Raw genomic sequence first — 20,298 nt, forward strand, 5'->3', positions numbered from 1 at the left:
CCGTATCAATTTTGAAATTAAAAAAATTTATGAATATATCTTTCCAGCAACTCAAGGCACTACAGGCAGTCGCAAAGTATCAGAGCATCACCAAAGCTGCTGAAGCAATGGATATGACCCAACCGGCAGTCTCCATCCAATTGAAAAATCTTCAGGAGCAATTCAATGTTCCGCTTACTGAGATCATCGGAAAAAAAATCCATATCACGGAGTTTGGTCAAGAGCTGGTGTCAACTGCTGATCGGATTTTTGAAGAACTCAATCAAATCGAAAACCGAATGCTGGAGCTCAAGGGCTTGTTGGGAGGTAAAATCCGAATTTCGGCAGTTTCTACTGGGAAATATATTATCCCATATCTAATGGCGGATTTCACCAAAATTCATCCACATGTGGATATCAGCCTAGAGGTTTCAAATCGGTTTACGGTGTTAGCTCACCTTCAGGAAAACTCTACCGACCTAGCTTTAGTATCTCTCTGGCCAGATGACTTGGATCTGGAGAGTGTCACTTTAGCTTCTAATAAATGGTATCTCGTCTGTGCTCCTGAAAAGGCAACCGAATACCAAGCCTACATCGAATCCGGAAATTGGGCAAAAATCCCATTTGTCCTTCGGGAAAAAGGTTCAGGTACGCGAACCATGATGGAAACCTTTTTCCAAGACCGCGATATAATCATCAATAGTAAAATGGAGTTGGCAACAAACGAAGCTGTCAAACAAGCCGTTATGGCTGGCCTCGGAGCTTCCGTGATTTCCAATTTTTCCATGACTCAAGAACTCAAAGACAAGCGCATTGCCATTTTGACTTATCCAAATTTGCCTTTGGTCGCAGATTGGAAATTGATTTGGTTAAAGCAAAAAAACCATAATCCAGCCGTCAAGGCCTTCATTCGCTGGGTGAACGAAAACAGAGACACCATACTTCATGAACATTTCCCGGGCTTGGATCTCTAATCAGAAGAAATTCCAGCTTTGAAAAAAGGCCTATATTTGTGCCTTTGAAAAAATCAAGCGCTAGAAATCAACTCCAATTGCAAGTGTTTAATTCAACTTGGAAGAGGATTTGATTAAAACGAAAAATTCATGAAAGCATTTGTTTTCCCGGGCCAAGGTGCCCAGTTCCCAGGAATGGGCAAAAATCTTTACGAAGAAAATGCAGCCGCAAAGGCCTTGTTTGAACGGGCGAATGAAATCCTCGGATTCCGAATCACAGACATCATGTTTAATGGAACGGAAGAAGAGTTGAAGCAAACTAAAGTAACTCAGCCTGCAATATTTCTTCATTCAGTTGTTCTTGCCAAAATCACTCCTGATTTTGCTCCTGATATGGTCGCAGGTCATTCTTTGGGGGAATTTTCTGCTTTGGTAGCGAATGGAACACTCGCTTTTGAAGATGGTTTAAAGCTCGTTTATCAGCGAGCTATGGCGATGCAAGAAGCCTGCGAAATTAACCCTTCGACCATGGCTGCAATCTTGGGTTTAGCTGACGAAAAGGTCGAAGAAATCTGCTCAGAAATCTCCGATGAGATTGTCGTTGCAGCAAACTACAACTGCCCAGGTCAATTGGTGATTTCAGGCTCAAATAAAGGCATCGAAATCGCCTGTGAAAAAATGAAGGCTGCCGGAGCAAAACGAGCCCTTCCTCTTCCTGTCGGTGGAGCATTCCACTCTCCTTTGATGGAGCCTGCAAGGGAAAAACTACAGAAAGCCATCGAATCCACGGAATTCCATACCCCAAGCTGCCCCGTATATCAAAATGTGAGTACCACAGCAGTATCGGATGTAGAAGAAATCAAGCGCAATTTGATTGCCCAATTGACTGCACCCGTTAAATGGACGCAATCTGTCCAGAATATGGTAAAAGATGGAGCCACGCATTTTGTAGAATGCGGACCAGGCAAAGTCCTCCAAGGATTAGTGAAAAAAATCCATCCGGAAGCTGAAGTTTCCGGAGTTTAAGATCAAGATCCCGCCAAATATTAGGCGGGATTTTTTTTTAAAATGCCGGAACTACCTCACTTTGATCCTCACATTCTTGAAGTAGTTCAAGCATAGATTTCCCAGAAACAGGATGCTTCCGATCTGGAATTAGCTCCACCAATGGAACTAATACGAACTTTCGCTCACCTAGAAATGGGTGGGGAATGATCAAACGATCAGACTGAATTATCGAATCCCCAAAAAAAATAATATCAATGTCCATGGTTCGATCCCCCCAAGTTTCGACACGAGTTCTTCCGAGCTGAATTTCGATTTGCTGCAGAATATCCAAGACCGATTCGGCAGACATCGAAGTAGAAATGATTGCGACTTGGTTTAAAAATTTCCCCACAGCAACTCCACCCCATGGAGCAGATTCATAAACTTTGGAGCACTGGACCAGGTGAAATTTATCCTTGATAGAACCCAAGGCTTGTTGAATTAATTCCTCCCTGTTTCCCTTATTCCCTCCAAAACATAATACAACCTCTGTTTGCATCGCTTGTCACTTCGCTTTTGTAAACCTAAGGCAAAATGGATTATTTTCGGGACAAAGTATAATGGGAAAATTTGCGATCCTTTAGTGAAAGCAATTATTCCATGTACCTCTCAACAAAACGAAAACCAAGAACTATTCACCTCAATATTTAAAAAATGAAGTTTCTAGGAAATGTATTAGCTGTCATTGTCGGATTGATCGTTTTCACCGGATTGAGTTTGATGATCCTATTTGGTATCATCGGAATTATCGCGGCATCTTCTGAAAAAGATGTGAAACTGGATGAGCCCACATTGCTTCATTTGAATCTAAATGGAAGATTGCTAGTCGAGCGCACCAGTGATGACGATTTTAATTTTGGAGCATTCGGAGATCCTTTTGGAAATCAACTGAATGCTGGCTTGGTCAACTTGAAAAAGGCCATCGCAGAAGCCAAGACCAATGAAAACATCAAAGGAATCTATCTCAATACAGGCTTGATCATGGCAGGACAAGCCAACCTTTTGGAATTGAGAGAAGCGCTGATTGACTTTAAAGAATCTGGAAAATTTATCCTTGCCTACGATGAGGCTTATGGAGAAGGAGGATATTTTTTGGCATCTGTAGCTGATGAGATTTACCTCAACCCATTGGGAGGCATTGATTTCAATGGTTTTTCTTCTGAGACCATTTTCCTCAAAGGCTTTTTCGAAAAAGTGGGAATCAAACCTGAAATTTTCCGAGTGGGAGAATTCAAAAGTGCAGTTGAGCCTTTCATTTTAGATAAAATGAGTCCCGAAAACCGACTCCAAACCGAATTTTTCCTAAATGACATCAACGCCCTTGCAGTAAAGCAAATTGCTGATTCTCGAGGAATGAGCTTTGACAGTTTGATGAAAATCAACTCCAAAATGCTTGTAAGAAAGCCAAAAGACGCGGTAGCCTATGGGCTTGCCACCGAACTTCTTTATGAAGATCAAGTCCATGCAAAACTTCGGGAGAAGCTTGGTCTTGGAGAAGACGATGACATTCCAACCATCAACGCTTCAGATTTAGGCTCCATGGCGAAATCAAAAAATATCACTTCCTCAAATCGCATCGCAGTGATTGTGGCAGAAGGTGAAATTGTTGATGGGGATGTAGAAGGCGTAATCAGCTCTGAAAAGTTTGCCAAGGAAATCCGTAAGGCTAGAAAGGACGACGCCATTAAAGCGATCGTACTTCGGGTGAATTCTCCTGGAGGATCTATTTTGGCCTCAGAGGTGATCTGGAGAGAAATGGTGGAAGCTAAAAAAGCAAAACCGGTCATTGTTTCTATGGGTGAAGTAGCAGCTTCCGGAGGCTATTATATTTCAGCTCCTGCGGATACCATTGTCGCTCAGCCAAACACGATTACGGGTTCCATCGGCATTTTCGGAATGTGGTTTAATGTGCAAGAATTATTAAATGATAAGCTGGGAATCACCACCGATGTAGTCTCTACCGGGGAACTTTCTGATTTCATGAATGCAGGACGTCCATTGACAGAAGTGGAGCGAACCATCATTCAGTCAGGCGTAGAGGATGGATACGAAACCTTCATCACTCGTGTGGCAGAAGGCCGTGGGATGCATCCAGATTCTGTAAAGAAAATCGCTTCTGGTCGAGTATGGACAGGAAGTCAGGCTAAAGAAAGAGGCCTAGTAGACGTTTTAGGTGGATTGGATACTGCTATCGAAATCGCAGCGGCGAAGATTGAGGCCGGAGACGATTATCGAGTGGTTTATTATCCAGAACAAAAACCTTGGTTTGAGGAGTTCATGTCTTCCATGACAGACCAAGTAAAAGTCAAAGTGCTTCAAGCCCAACTGGGAGAACACTACCCGATGTACCAAAAAATCGATCGAATCAAGCGATACCAAGGAGTACAAGTACGAATGCCTCAGGAAATCGTTATCAAATAAAATCAAAGCCCTCTAAAAGATATTTTTAGAGGGCTTTTTAAATTTTTAAAGAATCCTACTGGATACTTAAAAGCAAAATTTTCCAAGCTAGCTCCACATTACCAGCCTCCAATTCTTCTTTTGCCCAGCGATGAAGATGGTCAACTAGCGAATCAGGATCATTTTGAAATCGAATTTTCATTTCCAAAACTTCCTCCTGCTGACCAAATGCAGCGATCGCCTCAGGGGAAGGAAGATGTTCTACATTTCCTAACCTGCCCAGATTATTTCCTGTCAATACAGGGCTGTTTTTGATGGATTCCGGGATTTGATCCACTCCAATTCCCAAGGTGGTCAATGGCTTAGGAATCTGAAAAAGGGTTTCTAGAGAGATTTTGGAATACCAATTTCCACCAAGACGAGCTACAGGATCGAGCTTCAGCGGATCGATAGCACCTTTTTCATCCAAAATTTGCTCGGAAACATGGATTTTTAGCACCTCACAAATCACGAGATTTCCAGCCCCTCCTTCTTCTCCCAGAGGCTTGACCTCATTCACCTTACATTCAAAAGCAACGGGCGCTTCTTTGACCCGAGGAGGAGCGACTAATTCTGAGGAAATGGAAGTTAAGCCTGCCTTTTCAAACTCATTAACTCCTCTCGGATACTCCGTACTGGCCAGAGACATTTGTTCGACCAAGTCAAATCCGATCAGATGAATGACTACTTCCGGGACCTCCAGCACATTTTCCAGCGTATGCTTGGTCGAATTATCACGAACTCTCCGAGAGGGTGAAAAAACCAAAATCGGTGGATTCGCACTAAACATGTTGAAAAAGCTGAATGGACTTAGGTTGACATTCCCATTTTTATCGATGGTGCTTGCAAAAGCGATAGGCCGGGGCGCTATGGCTCCCTGTAAAAGTGCCTGTAAATCTTGAGTACTTAGGTCTTTCGGATAAATGGTTTTCATTTCCACAAAATAGATCGCAATTTTATTTGTATAAGTATTTTTCCACGAATTAGTTCAAACCCAATGAATCCCAAATTTCTCATTTCTCTCCTTTTCCTATCCTGGATTTGGATGAGCTCATTAGTTCCGACTCAAGCTCAGACACATACCTTTGCCACCTTTAATATCCGGTGGGCAAATCCAAATGACGAAGGAAATCTCTGGAAAGATCGCGCGCCTCATGTTATTCATTTGATACAATTTCACAAAATCGGCCTTTTTGGAACCCAAGAAACCCTCGTCCAACAATTGAAGGAAATCAACGAGGGATTAGGCTACCTATCCATAGGGGTCGGAAGAGATGATGGAAAAGAGAAAGGCGAATTCTCCCCTATCCACTATGACCCTTCTTTGTACACCTTAGAAGATTCCGGGACTTTTTGGCTATCTCCAACTCCAAATGTTCCAAGCAAAGGATGGGATGCTGCCCTTAACCGAATTTGCACCTGGGGAAGATTTAAATCCTCGGATGGCAAACGATTCTACGTGTTTAATATTCATTATGATCATATCGGGCAAGAGGCGCGAGAGGAAAGCAGTAAACTAGTTGCTGCTCAAATTTCGGCAATCAACCAAGAAAAACTTCCTGTCATTTGGATGGGGGATTTCAATGTCACACCAGAGAATCCAGCCTATCAAACCATCATGAATCAATCCGATTGGAAAGATGCTCGGTTAATTTCAGAGATTCCTTCCTATGGCCCTGCAGGAACCTTCACCGGATTTGATTGGGAGAAAATGCCAGATGGAATCATTGACCACATTTTTGTCAATGGAAAAGTGAAGGTCATTAGACATGGAATATTGACGGATAATTATGGAAAAAAATACCCCTCTGATCACTTTCCAGTCCTTGTAGAGGTTTCATTTTAAAAATTAAGGCTGTCTATCGTGGAAGTAGGGACTCAACTTTTGAATCTCTTTTCCGGAATAGACAGCCCTACTTGAGGATTAATTAATTACCCCCGATAGTCTTTGTGGTAGTTTCACCATTGATGGTGATGGTAATAGTTTGGTTATCACAAGTCCCTGCACCATAGTCCACGATTACTTCATTTTCTCGGTAAAGCGTTTCTACGACCCCTTCAATCGGTCCTCTTCTTCTTCCATTGCAAGAAAGGTCAATAACAACAGGAGTGGTGGTTTCATGAGAATAAATCACATCCCCTGAGGCAGTAATTAAAGAAGTTTTTGCCTGATGGATGATGGTACCTTCTTTTGGTCTTCTACGATCTTCACTCGGAACAACTTCAGAATCTCGTGATTTTTCAGATGTCCAAATAGCTTCTGTTCCATCTGCAAAGATGAATTTACCTCCTGCAACGCTGGATGTTAAGGAACCAACTCCGGTTGTTTTATCGAAGGTAGAGACGGTAGTTTTTACTCCAAAAATCTGAATTTCATTAACCACATAATCTTCAAAAGTGATGACTTCAGTAAGTGTATTGTCTACTTTGTTTCGCTCTATAATGATTTTTCCTGATCGAGTGATTTCCTCCTCACCTCTAGTAATAGTCACTCCTGTTCCGAAGTCTACTTCTGTCTTGACAATTAGGGCTAATAAAGAATCAATTTCCGGAAACTGATTCCCACTTGGCCCTTCATGCGGACCTTCTTGACTACTTGGCAAAGGAAGCTGTACCACAGCTCCGTCTGCATCATAGTGGGTGAGTGTAGCACCCCCAAATTTTGAAATACGGAAGCCTCTGATTTCGCCCGAAGATTCAGCATCGATAATGGCAAGAATCTCATCATTTGGTGCGAGGAGGTTCAATCCGTCAATTACTCCTTTATGTCCTCCCTTTCCTGAACCTTTGCCAATTCCTTTGCCTTTCCCGTTCGATTTTCCATTTCCCGCATGAGCCGTTTCAGATGTGGCTACTACCCGAGAATTAACCGTTCCTGCTTGAATGGAATTTCCACTTATCGTAAAGCTGGATCCACTGACAAGCTGACCGGAAGTTTGTGCAAGATCAACGGCAGTAGCATCTTCCACTGTCAATTGATCAATCCCTGTGACATCATCGTTTTGAGAACATGCAGTAGCCAAAAGCAACAAATAGCCGAGCAAAAGTGCGTTTTTAAGAGTTTTCATGTTTTGAGATTAGTTGGTTAATGATCCAAAAGTGGAATGTCAATATGAAGACAACATGAAGATTTAAACTTTCTTCAATTTTTTTTCAAAAAAATAAATTCAACCTGATTTTGTTGGTCAATACTGGTTAGTTCCAGTTGGACGCCCAAAAACAAAGCAATCTTAAACATAATCTGAAGTCCAAATCCAGAGCTTTCTCTTGAAGCATCTTTTAAAAAGACTTGACCTTCCCTGACTTGTTCCAAGACCTGCGGATCGATGGGATCGCCCTCATTAGTAACACGAATCCGATATCCATCTGATATCAGCTCCCCAGAAAGCACAATTTCCGATCCGCTGAAGGAGTAGCGAATGGCATTTGAAATGGAATTTTGAATCATCATGCTCAGCAAAGAAGCATTTGTTTTTTCAAAATTGAATTGATCCAAACGATCCAAACGTAGGCGTAGACCTTGATTGGCGGCAATGCCTTCCCAATCTTCCACCAGCTCCTCAATCAATTCGACCATGGACACATTTTCCTTCTTTAAAAACTGGGCATTATTTACTTTGGAAAGTAGCAGAAGGGCATTGACCGATTTTTTCATTTTTTGAATGGTCTGCTGCATTTCCATCAATTTCCCCTGCTGCTTTTCAGTCAATTCTTCCTCCTCAAAGAGCATTTCCAACTTGGATTGCAAAACAGAAATCGGTGTTTTCAATTCATGCGAGGCATGAGAAATAAAAATCCGCTCTTGATTAAAGGACTTTTGGATCCGTTTCATCATTTCAGATATGGCCTGATCCAAAATCACAAATTCTCGAGTGGTACTCGGAATCGATTCATCCTGAAACTGCTGCGGTTCGTTGATCTGGGTAATTTTCGTTCGAATTATTCGATCAAAGGGTTTCATAATGACCCTGCTAATCCCTGAATCTAACAGTGCCGAAAACACAAGAAACAAAATCAGGATGGCGATCGAAATTTGAAAAAATAGGTATTCAATTTCCTCTATGGTTTTGAGGCTTTTTCCAATTTCAAGTAAGTAATCCTGCCCTTCAACTGAAATCACTTCAGCAAAAACACGATAGCTTATTTCCTCCTCCTCGATGATCCTCTTTTCGGTTACATATTCTGTCACTAATGCAAAGCCCATATCCACTTTTTCAAGCAGGATGTATTCCTCTTTTAAAATATTGTAGGACCCGTATCCCGCATCCGGCTCATCATCCGAGATAAATGACTGAATCCCATTCTCCAAGATTATTTCTTCGACTTGCTCCTTTTTTTGCTGAAGTTCAGCATCTGTGTTTCGAAGAATCAAATACCTAAAAATGAGTGGGCCAGACATCAAAAAAAGCAGCAAGAGAATGCCTTTTCCCAATAAATTAAATAAAAGAAGCTTATTGAAAAGTCGCATCAACCTGTCACTTTATATCCCAAACCCCGGATTGTTTCCAACCAAGTTACTTCTGCAAAGGGGCTGAGTTTTTTCCGGATGTTTTTAACGTGCACATCAATATAATTTGACTGAAAATCATCCTCCAGATGATCACCCCAGAGGTGTTCGGCCAATTGAAAGCGATTTAAAACCCTGTTCTTATTGATCACCATAAACTGGAGAAGAATATACTCTTTCTTGGTCAATTTCACTTCTTCCCCATTAAAAGCGATAAGTGGCTGATTGAGATGAATCTCAAATCCTCCAAGATTGATCACGTCTTTTTTCCATCCGCTTTTCCTTCGAATGATCGCTTGCATCCGGGCTTTTAATTCGAGTAGAGAAAATGGCTTTGCCAAATAATCGTCAGCACCGCTTTCCAATCCCAAGATCCGGTCACCTACCTCAGCTCGCGCAGTTAAGATAATCGTGGAAGCATCCGCTTGGTATTGATTTACTTCCGGGATCAAATCCAATCCATCTCCATCCGGTAATCCTAGGTCGAGGAGTACAAAATCATAGGAATTAACGGCTAAACATTCTGAGGCCATCCTTTTTGAAAAGGCATGATCTACCAAATGATTTTCACCTTGAACAAATCGGATGATTTCCTGGGCCAAGCCGGCTTCGTCTTCCACTAGCAGAACTCTCATTTTGTTTTCTTTTGAAATGGAATCAAATATGAAATCCCTCCACTGAGAAAGAAGCGCGAGGAGGACGAATCGTAATCAGGAACTTGAAGCGGTTGAAGAAAATTTAAATCCAACTTAAGCTCCAAATTCTGAAAGGTCAGAGAAAAAGGAAGAACAAACTCGAAAGCTTGAAGTGTAAATCGGCTGGCTTGAAGGGTCTCCTGTTCGGTAAGCACAAAGTTTCCAAGGGTATAAAAATTGGTAGTCCCAAAGTAAAAAGAGGCTTTTGGCTCAAACGAAAATAGTCCCTTTCCCCAAAGTAATTGATTCAGTTGAAAATATCGGGAGTGATTAGAAGCTATTACAAAATCACTGGGTTGATTGAGAATCGCCTGGACCTGAAAAGTACTATACAACACATTCCAATCCCATCCCAATACTCCTTGAAGAACTCCCATCCGGTCTGCTCCCACTGAATTCAAATAGCTTCCTCCAGAATATAACCAAGCTCCAAGATCAAGATCCAGTTTTTCACTCACTGAAGAAGAATAGCCTAAGCCTCCACCAACCAGACCTGTCAAATCCGGATCAAAAAACCGAGTCCAAGAACCGGAGACGTAGAACCCCGATTTAGTTAAATACATCGATTGAAAGGAAAAAGCAGGAAGGGATTGTCCAAAGTCTCTGGCCAGAAAAGTAGAAACAGGCTGAAAATCTGTATTGATCCAAAGAAAACTGGTAGAATCTACCGATTCCTCTTGTGTGGAATCTTGTTCCTGACCGAGTGCTACCAATGGGAAGCTACAAATAAAAACCAGCAACCAGGATGCTATACGCATGTGAAATATGATGAGCCAAATGAACCCTTGAGCTGATTAGATTATCAGCCTCCGGGAGGTCTAAACCGAGGATTTCGAGGTCGAACTTCAGGTCGTTTGATCGGACCAGAAGGGCGGGCTTTAGGAACACGGACGTTTGCTCTTCCGGGCATTCCTCCTTGTGGGTGAGGTCCTTTTCCGCCTGGCACTGCAGGATTGGCAGCAGCACCTTTAGGGTCAGTTGGTTTAGCAGACGGAACAGGTAGCGCTCCTTTCTTTGAAGCACTAGAAATTCCTACTTTTTTTTGGGCTCCAGCGGGCGCAGTCTGACTTGGCACCGGTTTTTTGGGCGGATCAGTTTGAGCCAAAACTGAGAAGTTCAGCCCAATAACCAAGAAAAAAACGAGTATTCGGATCATAACTACAACTAGATGCCTACAAATAAATGTAGGAAAAATGAAGAAAAGATGAAGAAAAAAGGCCGACTTGATGTCGGCCTTTAAATTTCTCTTTTTTTATTCTGCCAAAGCAGCAACTCCTGGAAGGACTTTCCCTTCCATATGCTCCAACAACGCGCCACCACCTGTGGACACGTAAGAAACCTGCTCTGTGAATCCGAATTTATTGACAGCAGCGGCAGAATCACCTCCACCAATCAATGAGAAAGCTCCATTTTGAGTTGCTTGAGCCACATATTCTGCAATTGCAATGGTTCCTTTGTTGAAAGACTCCATTTCAAATACACCCATTGGTCCATTCCAAAGGATAGTTTTGGATTCCAAAATCACCTTACCAAAAAGTTCTCTTGTCTTTGGCCCGATGTCTAATCCCATCCAATCCGTCGGAATTTCTCCGCTATTTACCAAGCCTTGATTCGCCTCATTAGAGAAAGCATCAGCAATCACTGTGTCTACTGGAAGAATCAAATTCACGCCTTTTGCCTTCGCTTTTTCCATCAGCTCCAACACGTAATCCATTTTATCCGCCTCCAAAAGGGAAGTTCCAATCTCACCACCTTTTGCTTTGGCAAAGGTGTAAGACATTCCACCACCAATGATCAGATTGTCAACCTTTTCAAGAAGACGCTCAATGATTAAAATCTTATCAGCAATCTTGGCTCCGCCCATAATGGCCGTGTACGGACGCTCAGGATTTCCTAGTACTTTATCTGCATTAGTCAATTCAGATTCCATCAAGTATCCAGCAACTTTCTCAGAAAAATTCTCTGCAATTACGGCTGTAGAAGCATGCGCTCGGTGTGCAGTTCCAAATGCATCATTGACATAGACATCACCCAATTTGGCGAGTTTGGCAGCAAACTCCTGATCTCCTTTTTCTTCTTCTTTGTAGAATCTAAGGTTTTCGAGAAGCAATACTTCACCAGCACCAAGACCTGCAGCTAGTTCAGTAGCATCAGCTCCGATGCAATCAGTTGCAAATTTGACGGGTTGACCCAATGCAGCTTCTACGGCTGATAGGATATGTTTCAAAGAATATTTATCCTCAGGACCACCTTTTGGACGACCGAGGTGAGACATCAAGATCGCTGAACCGCCATCTTTCAAAATTTTCTTAATGGTAGGAACCGCCGCTTGAATTCGAGTATCATCAGTTACATTGAAGCTTCCGTCCAATGGCACATTAAAATCGACTCTAACCAGGGCCTTTTTGCCTGCAAAATTGAGGCTATCCACATTTTTTACATTCAAACTCATAGTATTGGTTTAATAGATGTTGAATTGGTTTTCGTAAAAACTGCCTGAAATTTAAGCCAAATTCATCCAAAAGTCGACCCTTCTTTCCGATCATTTTGTGAAATCCCAAGATTCCATTTTCGAAATCGATTGATTTGAATTTTAAGAAGGGAGAATCGGCAATTTAATTTTTGAATGTAGATGTGATTAAAAAGTCTTCCCTGCAAGAAGCGGAAAAATTATTTGGCTGCTGCCCTTCGAAGCCTATCATTTATGGCTCTTCCAAGTCCTGTTTCGGGCATTAATTCCGCCAAAATCACCTCAACGTCGGTTTCATCCAATTTGCGCATAGCCGCAAAAAGGTTTTGTGCCGCTTCATGAAGATCTTCAGACTGACTCAGTACAATTTGCCTTTCTCTAGGAATTCTTTCGAAGGATTCTGAAAAACTCAAGACTGCAAAATCCACTCCTTCGGCTTTTTTCTGAGCGATCAAGGTCTCGATATTCCCCAAAATAAACGGCTTTCGAGGAGCATAGTGACTGTCTAATTGCCCGGGGGCTGCCGGATTACTACTGCTATGATCCTTAACTTTTACTTTTCCCACTACTTTTTCAATCTCAGAGATGTCCAATCCTCCCAGGCGGTAAATCACCACTTGACCTTCTTCCATCCCTACAATGGTACTTTCCAACCCAACTTGACAAGCTCCCCCGTCCAGAATATAGGGAATCTTATCCCCGAGTTGGGCTTCGACGTGCAGGGCTTGGGTGGGACTGATATAACCGAAAGGATTTGCGCTAGGAGCTGCAAGGGGAAAATCCAGACTGGTCAATAATCGAGCAGTAAGTGGATGGTTGGGAACACGGACGGCTACTCGATCTAGCCCTGAAGTAACTAAGTCGGGAACGATTGATTTCCTTGGCAATAAGAGTGTCAAAGGACCTGGCCAGAATTTTTCAGCAAGTTCTCTCAAGGGTTCGGGAAAATTTTCAACAAAATCCCCCACTCTTTCCAGAGCAGAAGTATGCAGAATCAAAGGATCAAAACTAGGTCGATTCTTGGTTTCAAAAATCAAGGCAACTGCTTCGGGGTCGAGTGCATTTCCAGCAAGTCCATAGACAGTTTCCGTGGGAATTCCCACAAGCTGCCCTGACTTCAAAAAGACTTGTGCTTGGTCGATATCAATCCCGATCTGCGCCATGAATTAATTTTCGCAAAAATCCTTGATCCAAGTTTCTGCCTCCTGGTACCCCAGTGATAGCGCCATTTTCAAATCGGCACAGCCTTCACTTTTTTGTCCCAAAGCACTCATTTTGGTGATTCCTAACAAGTAATAAGCTTCGGCATTTTTTGAGTCCAAATTGACAGTCTGGGTTAGGGATTCTATGCCGTGAATCGGATCACTCATCCCTAATTCTGCCTTGCCTTTTCTGAAAAATGCCTCAGCTTGGTTGGGATCAACCTGGATCACCGCTTGAAAATCCAAGAGTGCATCCTCATATTCCTCCATGTTTAGAAGAGCGGTGCCTCTGTTAAATAAAATATCAGTTTGGGAAGGATCCAAGGCAGTGGCAATGTTGAAATCTGCCAATGCTTCCTTGTATTTTTCCTGCTCCATTTTGGCATTTCCTCGGTTAAACCAAGGTTTGTAACTGGTAGAATCGGACTGAATCGCCAAATCGAAAACTGGAATTGCCTCTTGGATTTTGCCTTGTTGAAAAAGAGCTACACCTTTTGCATTGAGAGCCGTGGCATTTGTTGGATTCAGTGTCAGAAGTTGATCAAAGACCGATTCTGCTTCAGACCAAGCCTGAGCATCCATTTTTTGAATACCTGCTTGCAACAATTCTTCCTCACTAGGGCTACAAGCCCAAAAACTCATTACAGCCAGCAGACCTACTAATGCTAATTTTTTCACTCGCTTTTTTTTTGCGCAAAGATAGGGATTTGCCTACAAAGCAGGGGTAAGCTTTGCACGGTATTCGGCAGGGACAGGAACAGGCTTCATGGTTTGCATATCCACAGCTACCATGATGCATTTGCATTTAGCAAAAATCATCTCTTCACCTTTTCCATTTTTACCAATTAGAACCTGTTCCAAATCAAAAGAGGAATTTCCAACTCTTGAACAGCGAACCAATGCATCCACCTCATCTTGAAGGTGAATAGGTTTCACATAATCTATTTCAATCCTACCCACCACTGTCCCCACAGTCATGACATTCCATCCACATGATTCATATAAAAAAACTGCACGAGCATGCTCAAAATAGCTGAAATACACTCCATTATTCACATGAAGGTATCCGTCAATGTCTGAGAATCGGATTTGGATGGGCGTGGTAAAAGGGAAACTTTCCCGAAGTTGATCCAAGTTTTGGATGTCCATTTACAGCAAAATTTCTGATTTACTAGTTTTATCAAGCATTCGAAGGATCGATGGATTGTACCCGATCATATCTACGACTGAATCGAAAGCAATCCAAGCCAAAGAAATACTTTCTTCACTGACCTTGAGCGGCTCATTGATATCAGCTTCGATTAAATAGCGAACATCGAAGTGAAAATGCTCTGGCACATGCGGTCGATCTGGAATAATATGCTTATCCAAGTCAAAAATTGTTTCATCCACCAATTTCAAACTCGTCAATCCACTTTCTTCTTGGGCTTCTTTCAGGGCTACTTCCAAGAGGTTTTCATGCCCATCAGCATGCCCTCCTAGCTGAAGCCATCTGCCAAGTTTTCGATGAAGAGTCAAGAGAGTATGAGTTCTTTTTTTATTAACTATCCAAGCAGATGCCGTGAAATGCCCTTCCAATCGTTCTCTTTTGAAAGCTAGCGGATCTTGCGTCAACTCAATGAAATCGACAATAAACTCAGCCTCTTCCTCGTAAGGTGTTCGATACAGTTCTAGTTGGTTTTTTAGATGTATTCTATCCATGTCAGGTTTGTTGAAATAGCCGATCCATCAATTGATCAAACGGCCAAGCATCTTGATACAAGCGATCCGAATAGATCGCTGCTAATAATTTGATATAGCTGGGTTTATTGTCAACTGTAATTTTCTCCAAGGAAATATTCCCATACAATTGGGAAATCAAGGTTCCTTCCTCAGGCAGCTGCAATGGGGGCTTGAAGTAAAACTTCTCGGTCAACTTCACTTGATCATTAATTTCCTCAAACTTCCGATCCAAGCTGACCTGTTGGTATCCCAAATCTAAAATCCGTCGGCTAAAAGCCAAGTAAAGTCTGGAAAAAGATTTTTGATCAAATGGAGGCTCAAAGGTTACTGCAAACCCATTTGCATAAGGACTGGAGAACACATGCACTTGCGGGGTTTCATTAATTTGGGTGCGTTTGAAATGATAGTTTTTATACACCAAATCAAACAGCTCCTTTGCTTCCAAGGAATCCATCCATTGTTTCACATCGATTTCTTCCTCCTCTCGAAGCACGAAATTCTCCTTCACATTCATGGGTTGTTTCTCGGTAGGAGGAAACAACTTTTTGAACAGATCATCGAGGAAATTACCCATGTGGTTTTAGCGCAAAGTGCCCTTTTGAATTTTTGACAAGTACCCCCTGATCGACCATTTCCCTCAATAAACCTAGATTAACCTGTGACTTATTTTTCCGGATTCGGTCAAAAAGTTCGTCTTCTGATAACTCCCCTTCCCGCTCCAAAGTTTCCAAGATTTTAATTTTGAGTTTTTCTTCGGTAGTCAGAGGAGATTGAGCCTTTTTCTTTTCCAGACATACGTCACAAATTCCACAGGTTTCCTCAGTTTGCTCTCCAAAGTAGTTGGAGATAAACTGAGTCCGACAAAGTGTTTCCTGCCGAGAGTAGGTGACCATTTGTAGGGCGTGGTCAAGCATCAGTTGCTTTCGTTCCTCGATTCGGCGGAAATTAAAAGGGAGCTTTCCCGCGTCATAACGTTGAGTAAGGAAAGTCAATTGTGGAGTTTCCTTTCTTCGGTCATAGTCGGCTACTTCAAATTTTGCGAGTTGAAGCAGGATTTTCACCAGGTCCTTTTCTGGCATCGACAGGGATTTTGCCAGCTTTGATTCGTGAATCTGAATGTATTCTGAAAACAAGTTTCCCCCATAGGTTCTCAAAAGCATTTTGATCACCGGATCCAAGTATGCGTACCGGACTTGGATTTCATACAAAGCTTGAGGATTCACCAAAAAGTGAAATCTTGAGGGAGCAAAAAAACTTTCATTGAACTCGATAAAGCCTTCCTCCTCCAATACTTTGACCGCATAAAAAGTCTCCAAAACCGGCAACTGATAGGTCTGACAAAACTCAGCGATCTCAAAGTCAAAGCTGGTAGACTGAGTAGTTCCAACAGCGAGCTGGAAATAATTGGCAAGAGCTTGATAGACTTTTCGAAGAAAATCCAAAGGAGGATAAACGAGGGCCGATCGTCCGATCAATTGCTCAAAATCTTGCTCATTGGCTAATAAGACTGCATAAGCCTTTAACCCATCCCGACCTGCACGACCTGCTTCTTGGTAATAATTTTCAAGGTTTTCTGGCAAATCACTATGAATAACCACACGGACATCCGGCTTGTCAATACCCATCCCAAATGCATTGGTGCTTACCATCACCCGAACCTGATTTTTCTTCCAAGCATCCTGTCGAGCCGACCGATCGGAAGAAGAAAGTCCAGCATGGTAGGCTTGAGCTGTAAAACCCATTTGCTGAAGAGACTTGGCAATCACTTGGGTTGATTGTCGATTTCGCACATACCAGATCGCCGTACCAGGTACTCGCCTTAATATTTCTGCCCCTTTTTCCACTTTGTTCTCCACCAACCGAACACTGTAGCTGAGATTTTTGCGAGCAAAACTCTGATGAAACTCCTTAGGAGACTTCATTTCGAGCTTTTCCAAAATATCTTCACAGACTTTTGGGGTAGCGGATGCCGTCAGTGCCAAAACATTTACTTTCGGGTGATAGGCCCGAATTGCTGCAATTTCTAAATAGGTGGGTCTAAAATCATATCCCCATTGGGAGATGCAATGGGCTTCGTCAACCGCAATGAGGTTGACATTCATCTGCTTAAACCGCTCGATGAAAAGGTCGGTTTTGAGGCGCTCGGGAGAAACATAGAGGAATTTAAAATCTCCGTAAATGCAATTATCCAGCGTGGTATCAATTTCCTTCAGGCTCATCCCTGAATAAATCGCTACAGCCTTGATCCCTCTTGATTTCAGGTTATCCACCTGATCTTTCATCAAGGCAATTAATGGAGAAATGACAATACAAATCCCTTCGCGCGTGAGGGCTGGGACTTGAAAACACAGGCTCTTTCCTCCCCCGGTTGGAAGAAGCGCAAGTGTATCTTGACCAGACATCACCGAATCGATGACTTCCTTTTGGACTGGCCGAAAGGAGTCAAAACCAAAAACTTCACGAAGAATATGTAAGGCTTTTTCCTGCACCTACCAAGAAGGTTTACTTTTTGACAAAAAGGCTCCCAAGCCTTTTTTGCAATCGGCATGAGTGCGTGCGTGGGCATTGGCCAAAGCCGCTGCTTCAAGCGCCTGATGACGTTCGGATTTACCTAAGGATCGAAGTAATCGCTTGGTTTCTGCCATCGAAAAGGCTGAATTTTCAGCAATTAGTTTCGAAGAAAATTTTTCAACCCATTCCTCAAGCATATCTTCCTCTATTACCTCGGTGATTAAATTAAACTCGGCAGCTTTCTTTGCTGAAATCAACTCACCGGAAAGTAGAAGTTCCGTAGCCTTAGCCTGCCCAATCTGCTCTGCCAAAAATACAGAAACAAGAGCGGGGACAAATCCTATCTTGACTTCAGTATAGCCAAAGAGTGCATCAGGAACTGCAAATGCAAAATTACAGACTGTCACCAAACCACAGCCTCCAGCCATGGCATGGCCATCGATTTTCGCAATGATTGGTTTAGGGAATTCATAAATCTGAGAAAATAAATTCTTGAGCCGATAGCTATCCTCGATGTTTTCTTCGATTGAAAAATCCTTCAGTTCATGCAAATATTCAAGATCTGCTCCGGCACAAAAGGCTCGCCCTTGAGCCTGCAAAACCACGACTTTGACCTCCGGATTTTGATCCATTTGGTCGAAAGCATCTGCCAATTCCCGAACCATTTGCGGACTTAATGCATTTCGTTTTTCGGGTCTATTGAGGGTAATGTAACCCACCCGGTTTTTGTGGTGAGTTAAAATAGTAGGTTCCATGATCGACTGATTAATTTCAAGATAAATTAGCCCCAGAAATAGGCATCAGCAAGGAGAAAGAAACAAATCTGATTAAAATCTTTTTTTGAGAGAACTTGAATCACCAATTAGTCCTGTTCCGGATTTGAAACCCCAAATTTTTGCACTTCCACTCTTTCAAATCTCCATCGTTGAGCATCAAATCGAACTGAAGTTCCTGGAATTTTAACATATTCCCCCACCTGCTGTAGCTTCAAAGATGCAGGGAAGGCTTCTATTTCCTGAGCGATTCGGTAAGGATCTACAGCAAATGGAATCTGATCAGTTGGAAAACTTGGGTTGAAAACAAGCGCTTTTTCCCCCCACCTCACTTGAAAAAGTGTTCCATTTTCTGTGGTAAATAAAGTCCATTCCTCTGAAGGTCTTTTTACCTCCAAGCAAATCCTGCCGACCGACCAACCGAAAATCAAAACAAACCAGAGGGTCAGAAGGAGCTTTCTGTCCCCAAACCTCCAATGACAAACCACCCCAATTCCTGTCCATACCACCATCATCCCCAAAATCGAAATCGTCAATCTTTCCCAAGTAGCTCCAGGAAGCTGTTGAATAAATTGGGTAATCAGATTTTGTCCGTAAAGAACATAATTCACAAACCCTCCAAACACAATTCCCAATCCTGGAATCCACCCAACTATGAGCAATAGAATTCCACCCATCATCGCCAAAAAAGACAATGGAATAACGAGCAAGTTGGCAGGCAAAAAGTAGGATGGGAATAGGTGAAAATAAAAAATAGAAAGTGGGAAAGTAGCCAATTGAGCGGAAACACTGACTGTTGCCAACTGCCAGAAATAGTCCAAAATCTTGGACTTTGGAATCCAAAGATGAACCAATAAAGGGTTGATGGCTAATATTCCAGCCACGGCAGCGTAAGAAAGCTGAAAACCTACTTCCCATAATGCCCCTGGGTCCAAAACAAGGATCAACATGGCAGAAAATGCCCAAAGATTCCAAGAAGAGGTTTTTCTTTTTCTCATGTCTCCAAGGGTGAACAAGGAAAACATGGATGCGGCTCGAATTACAGAAAGTGAAAATCCAGTCAATGCTGCATACAACCAAATAATTCCCAGCACTAGCAATAGGTATAGGATTTTTGGTTTTGAGCCTAATCGAATATACCGAAGTGGAAATAGCAGAATAGCATAAATTATCCCAACATGGAGTCCGGAGACCGCCAAAATATGCATCGTGCCTGTTTGCGCATAAGCTTCCTTGGTATCCCGATCAAGCTCACTTTTTTCTCCCAGCAATAAGGCCTTCGCAATTTGTCTTGACTCCGGAATGGATATATGGGAAGTGATTAAATCACTTAATTTCCGAGGAAATTGCCCAATCCAATCTCCCAATTGAAGTTCATTCTGTAAGGGGAAAACTTTTAGATTTTGCCCAAGAAACTGGCGATAGAAAATCCCCTTTTTGGCTAGAAAACCCTTGTAGTCAAATTCATGTGGGAATTGAGCGTCTGGTATGCCCTCGGGGTTTCCAGAAATCCAAACACTGGTATTGGAAATGAGAGGAGTTGCATTTTGATGATAAACCAGAACTTTGGACCGATAGGAATGCCAACCCTCTTGATCCTTCAGCAATACAATCTCTATTACATTTTCAAAAGAATTGGGTTTGGAAATGTCATCCTGCAAGACTCGACCGATGTAGCCTTGAATTCCGGAAAGATCCACGGCTTCATGGGACTCGAATGAAAATCGGTTTTGAGCACCTAGAAATGCGCCAAAAAAACACAAGAACACATAGCTCAAAATACTAGCTGAGACAGTCCACTTTCTACCCAAGCCAAAGCTCACCCCAAATGCCAGCCCCGATAGAATTGATACTACAACGAAATACCAAGAATATGCAAAGAATTGATCCCCGATTACAATCCCGCAAGTCAAAAACAGGAGGTATTTTAAAAATGGATATTCTGAAAACTTCATGTTTGAAAAAATTAAAAACCGGAATCCTACCTACCTAAATCTTGG

Annotated in this window: 20 protein-coding genes; 4 read left to right on the forward strand and 16 right to left on the reverse strand. The window is 42.4% G+C overall.

Translation table 11 applies throughout. The features are described from left to right. Positions 1–29: 29 nt before the first annotated feature. Both AO498_RS16145 and fabD read left to right on the forward strand, forming a co-directional pair. The gene (locus AO498_RS16145) at positions 30–953 is read left to right on the forward strand and encodes a LysR family transcriptional regulator (RefSeq protein ID WP_067549895.1); all 924 of its coding nucleotides are present in this window, start codon (positions 30–32) and stop codon (positions 951–953) included. A gap of 129 nt (positions 954–1,082) precedes the next feature. Next, entirely contained in the window at positions 1,083–1,958 is an 876-nt protein-coding gene (gene fabD / locus AO498_RS16150; RefSeq protein WP_067549897.1) for an ACP S-malonyltransferase, read from the forward strand. A 37-nt stretch (positions 1,959–1,995) separates the two neighbouring features. Here the strand turns inward: fabD and folK are convergent, their stop codons facing one another. Then, a complete protein-coding gene (gene folK / locus AO498_RS16155) occupies positions 1,996–2,478 on the reverse strand; it encodes a 2-amino-4-hydroxy-6-hydroxymethyldihydropteridine diphosphokinase (protein ID WP_067549899.1) in 483 nt (160 codons plus the stop codon). Between the two features lie 155 nt (positions 2,479–2,633). Here folK and sppA point away from each other — a divergent pair, with 155 nt between their 5' ends. Beyond that, positions 2,634–4,400, forward strand: a complete 1,767-nt coding sequence (gene sppA / locus AO498_RS16160) for a signal peptide peptidase SppA (protein WP_067549901.1) — start codon at positions 2,634–2,636, stop codon at positions 4,398–4,400. A 55-nt stretch (positions 4,401–4,455) separates the two neighbouring features. Here the strand turns inward: sppA and AO498_RS16165 are convergent, their stop codons facing one another. Then, positions 4,456–5,352, reverse strand: coding sequence for a flavin reductase family protein (locus tag AO498_RS16165; protein WP_067549903.1), 897 nt, complete (start codon positions 5,350–5,352; stop codon positions 4,456–4,458). A 111-nt stretch (positions 5,353–5,463) separates the two neighbouring features. Between AO498_RS16165 and AO498_RS16170 the strand changes: the two genes are divergently transcribed. Next, entirely contained in the window at positions 5,464–6,264 is an 801-nt protein-coding gene (locus AO498_RS16170) for an endonuclease/exonuclease/phosphatase family protein (RefSeq protein ID WP_236778613.1), read from the forward strand. Between the two features lie 82 nt (positions 6,265–6,346). On the opposite strand, the gene AO498_RS16175 is transcribed toward AO498_RS16170, so the two are convergent. From AO498_RS16175 to AO498_RS16240, 14 genes are all read right to left on the reverse strand, one after another. Next, entirely contained in the window at positions 6,347–7,486 is a 1,140-nt protein-coding gene (locus AO498_RS16175) for a hypothetical protein (RefSeq protein ID WP_067549907.1), read from the reverse strand. Positions 7,487–7,560: 74 nt separating this feature from the next. Further along, a complete protein-coding gene (locus AO498_RS16180; protein ID WP_067549909.1) occupies positions 7,561–8,886 on the reverse strand; it encodes a sensor histidine kinase in 1,326 nt (441 codons plus the stop codon). After that, on the reverse strand, positions 8,886–9,560 hold the full coding sequence (locus AO498_RS16185; protein WP_067549911.1) for a response regulator transcription factor: 675 nt from the start codon (positions 9,558–9,560) through the stop codon (positions 8,886–8,888). The genes AO498_RS16180 and AO498_RS16185 overlap by 1 nt, the downstream gene beginning before the upstream one ends. After that, positions 9,557–10,378, reverse strand: a complete 822-nt coding sequence (locus AO498_RS16190; protein WP_067549913.1) for a hypothetical protein — start codon at positions 10,376–10,378, stop codon at positions 9,557–9,559. The genes AO498_RS16185 and AO498_RS16190 overlap by 4 nt, the downstream gene beginning before the upstream one ends. A 44-nt stretch (positions 10,379–10,422) precedes the next feature. Further along, a complete protein-coding gene (locus AO498_RS16195; RefSeq protein ID WP_067549915.1) occupies positions 10,423–10,776 on the reverse strand; it encodes a hypothetical protein in 354 nt (117 codons plus the stop codon). Between the two features lie 96 nt (positions 10,777–10,872). Further along, positions 10,873–12,072 (reverse strand): phosphoglycerate kinase, encoded by a 1,200-nt coding sequence (locus AO498_RS16200; protein WP_067549917.1) that lies wholly within the window; start codon positions 12,070–12,072, stop codon positions 10,873–10,875. A 218-nt stretch (positions 12,073–12,290) separates the two neighbouring features. Beyond that, positions 12,291–13,253, reverse strand: coding sequence for an L-threonylcarbamoyladenylate synthase (locus AO498_RS16205; protein WP_067549919.1), 963 nt, complete (start codon positions 13,251–13,253; stop codon positions 12,291–12,293). Positions 13,254–13,256: 3 nt separating this feature from the next. Beyond that, a complete protein-coding gene (locus tag AO498_RS16210; RefSeq protein ID WP_236778614.1) occupies positions 13,257–13,970 on the reverse strand; it encodes a tetratricopeptide repeat protein in 714 nt (237 codons plus the stop codon). Between the two features lie 33 nt (positions 13,971–14,003). Then, positions 14,004–14,441, reverse strand: a complete 438-nt coding sequence (locus tag AO498_RS16215; protein ID WP_067549921.1) for an acyl-CoA thioesterase — start codon at positions 14,439–14,441, stop codon at positions 14,004–14,006. Continuing rightward, complete coding sequence (locus AO498_RS16220) at positions 14,442–14,993, reverse strand: NUDIX domain-containing protein (RefSeq protein ID WP_067549923.1); 552 nt, start codon at positions 14,991–14,993, stop codon at positions 14,442–14,444. It abuts the gene before it with no gap. A gap of 1 nt (position 14,994) precedes the next feature. Then, positions 14,995–15,588 carry a hypothetical protein gene (locus AO498_RS16225; protein ID WP_067549925.1) on the reverse strand — a complete coding sequence of 198 codons (594 nt, stop codon included), beginning with the start codon at positions 15,586–15,588 and terminating at the stop codon, positions 14,995–14,997. Beyond that, positions 15,581–17,503 (reverse strand): RecQ family ATP-dependent DNA helicase, encoded by a 1,923-nt coding sequence (locus AO498_RS16230; RefSeq protein WP_067549927.1) that lies wholly within the window; start codon positions 17,501–17,503, stop codon positions 15,581–15,583. The genes AO498_RS16225 and AO498_RS16230 overlap by 8 nt, the downstream gene beginning before the upstream one ends. Further along, positions 17,504–18,280 (reverse strand): enoyl-CoA hydratase/isomerase family protein, encoded by a 777-nt coding sequence (locus AO498_RS16235; protein ID WP_067549928.1) that lies wholly within the window; start codon positions 18,278–18,280, stop codon positions 17,504–17,506. It lies immediately after the preceding gene. A gap of 107 nt (positions 18,281–18,387) precedes the next feature. Next, positions 18,388–20,253 (reverse strand): ComEC/Rec2 family competence protein, encoded by a 1,866-nt coding sequence (locus AO498_RS16240; RefSeq protein ID WP_067549930.1) that lies wholly within the window; start codon positions 20,251–20,253, stop codon positions 18,388–18,390. Positions 20,254–20,298: the final 45 nt, after the last annotated feature.

This window comes from Algoriphagus sanaruensis, assembly GCF_001593605.1.
In the GTDB taxonomy this organism is placed as follows: Bacteria; Bacteroidota; Bacteroidia; order Cytophagales; family Cyclobacteriaceae; genus Algoriphagus; species Algoriphagus sanaruensis.

Bases quoted from the DNA above. Each gene is read 5' to 3' on its own strand.
- AO498_RS16225 (WP_067549925.1), bottom strand. From the start codon at position 15,588: ATGGGTAATTTCCTCGATGATCTGTTCAAAAAGTTGTTTCCTCCTACC.
- AO498_RS16145 (WP_067549895.1), top strand. From the start codon at position 30: ATGAATATATCTTTCCAGCAACTCAAGGCACTACAGGCAGTCGCAAAG.
- fabD (WP_067549897.1), top strand. From the start codon at position 1,083: ATGAAAGCATTTGTTTTCCCGGGCCAAGGTGCCCAGTTCCCAGGAATG.
- AO498_RS16240 (WP_067549930.1), bottom strand. From the start codon at position 20,253: ATGAAGTTTTCAGAATATCCATTTTTAAAATACCTCCTGTTTTTGACT.
- AO498_RS16180 (WP_067549909.1), bottom strand. From the start codon at position 8,886: ATGCGACTTTTCAATAAGCTTCTTTTATTTAATTTATTGGGAAAAGGC.
- AO498_RS16190 (WP_067549913.1), bottom strand. From the start codon at position 10,378: ATGCGTATAGCATCCTGGTTGCTGGTTTTTATTTGTAGCTTCCCATTG.
- folK (WP_067549899.1), bottom strand. From the start codon at position 2,478: ATGCAAACAGAGGTTGTATTATGTTTTGGAGGGAATAAGGGAAACAGG.
- AO498_RS16200 (WP_067549917.1), bottom strand. From the start codon at position 12,072: ATGAGTTTGAATGTAAAAAATGTGGATAGCCTCAATTTTGCAGGCAAA.
- AO498_RS16215 (WP_067549921.1), bottom strand. From the start codon at position 14,441: ATGGACATCCAAAACTTGGATCAACTTCGGGAAAGTTTCCCTTTTACC.
- AO498_RS16205 (WP_067549919.1), bottom strand. From the start codon at position 13,253: ATGGCGCAGATCGGGATTGATATCGACCAAGCACAAGTCTTTTTGAAG.
- AO498_RS16185 (WP_067549911.1), bottom strand. From the start codon at position 9,560: ATGAGAGTTCTGCTAGTGGAAGACGAAGCCGGCTTGGCCCAGGAAATC.
- AO498_RS16170 (WP_236778613.1), top strand. From the start codon at position 5,464: ATGAGCTCATTAGTTCCGACTCAAGCTCAGACACATACCTTTGCCACC.
- AO498_RS16175 (WP_067549907.1), bottom strand. From the start codon at position 7,486: ATGAAAACTCTTAAAAACGCACTTTTGCTCGGCTATTTGTTGCTTTTG.
- sppA (WP_067549901.1), top strand. From the start codon at position 2,634: ATGAAGTTTCTAGGAAATGTATTAGCTGTCATTGTCGGATTGATCGTT.
- AO498_RS16195 (WP_067549915.1), bottom strand. From the start codon at position 10,776: ATGATCCGAATACTCGTTTTTTTCTTGGTTATTGGGCTGAACTTCTCA.
- AO498_RS16220 (WP_067549923.1), bottom strand. From the start codon at position 14,993: ATGGATAGAATACATCTAAAAAACCAACTAGAACTGTATCGAACACCT.
- AO498_RS16235 (WP_067549928.1), bottom strand. From the start codon at position 18,280: ATGGAACCTACTATTTTAACTCACCACAAAAACCGGGTGGGTTACATT.
- AO498_RS16165 (WP_067549903.1), bottom strand. From the start codon at position 5,352: ATGAAAACCATTTATCCGAAAGACCTAAGTACTCAAGATTTACAGGCA.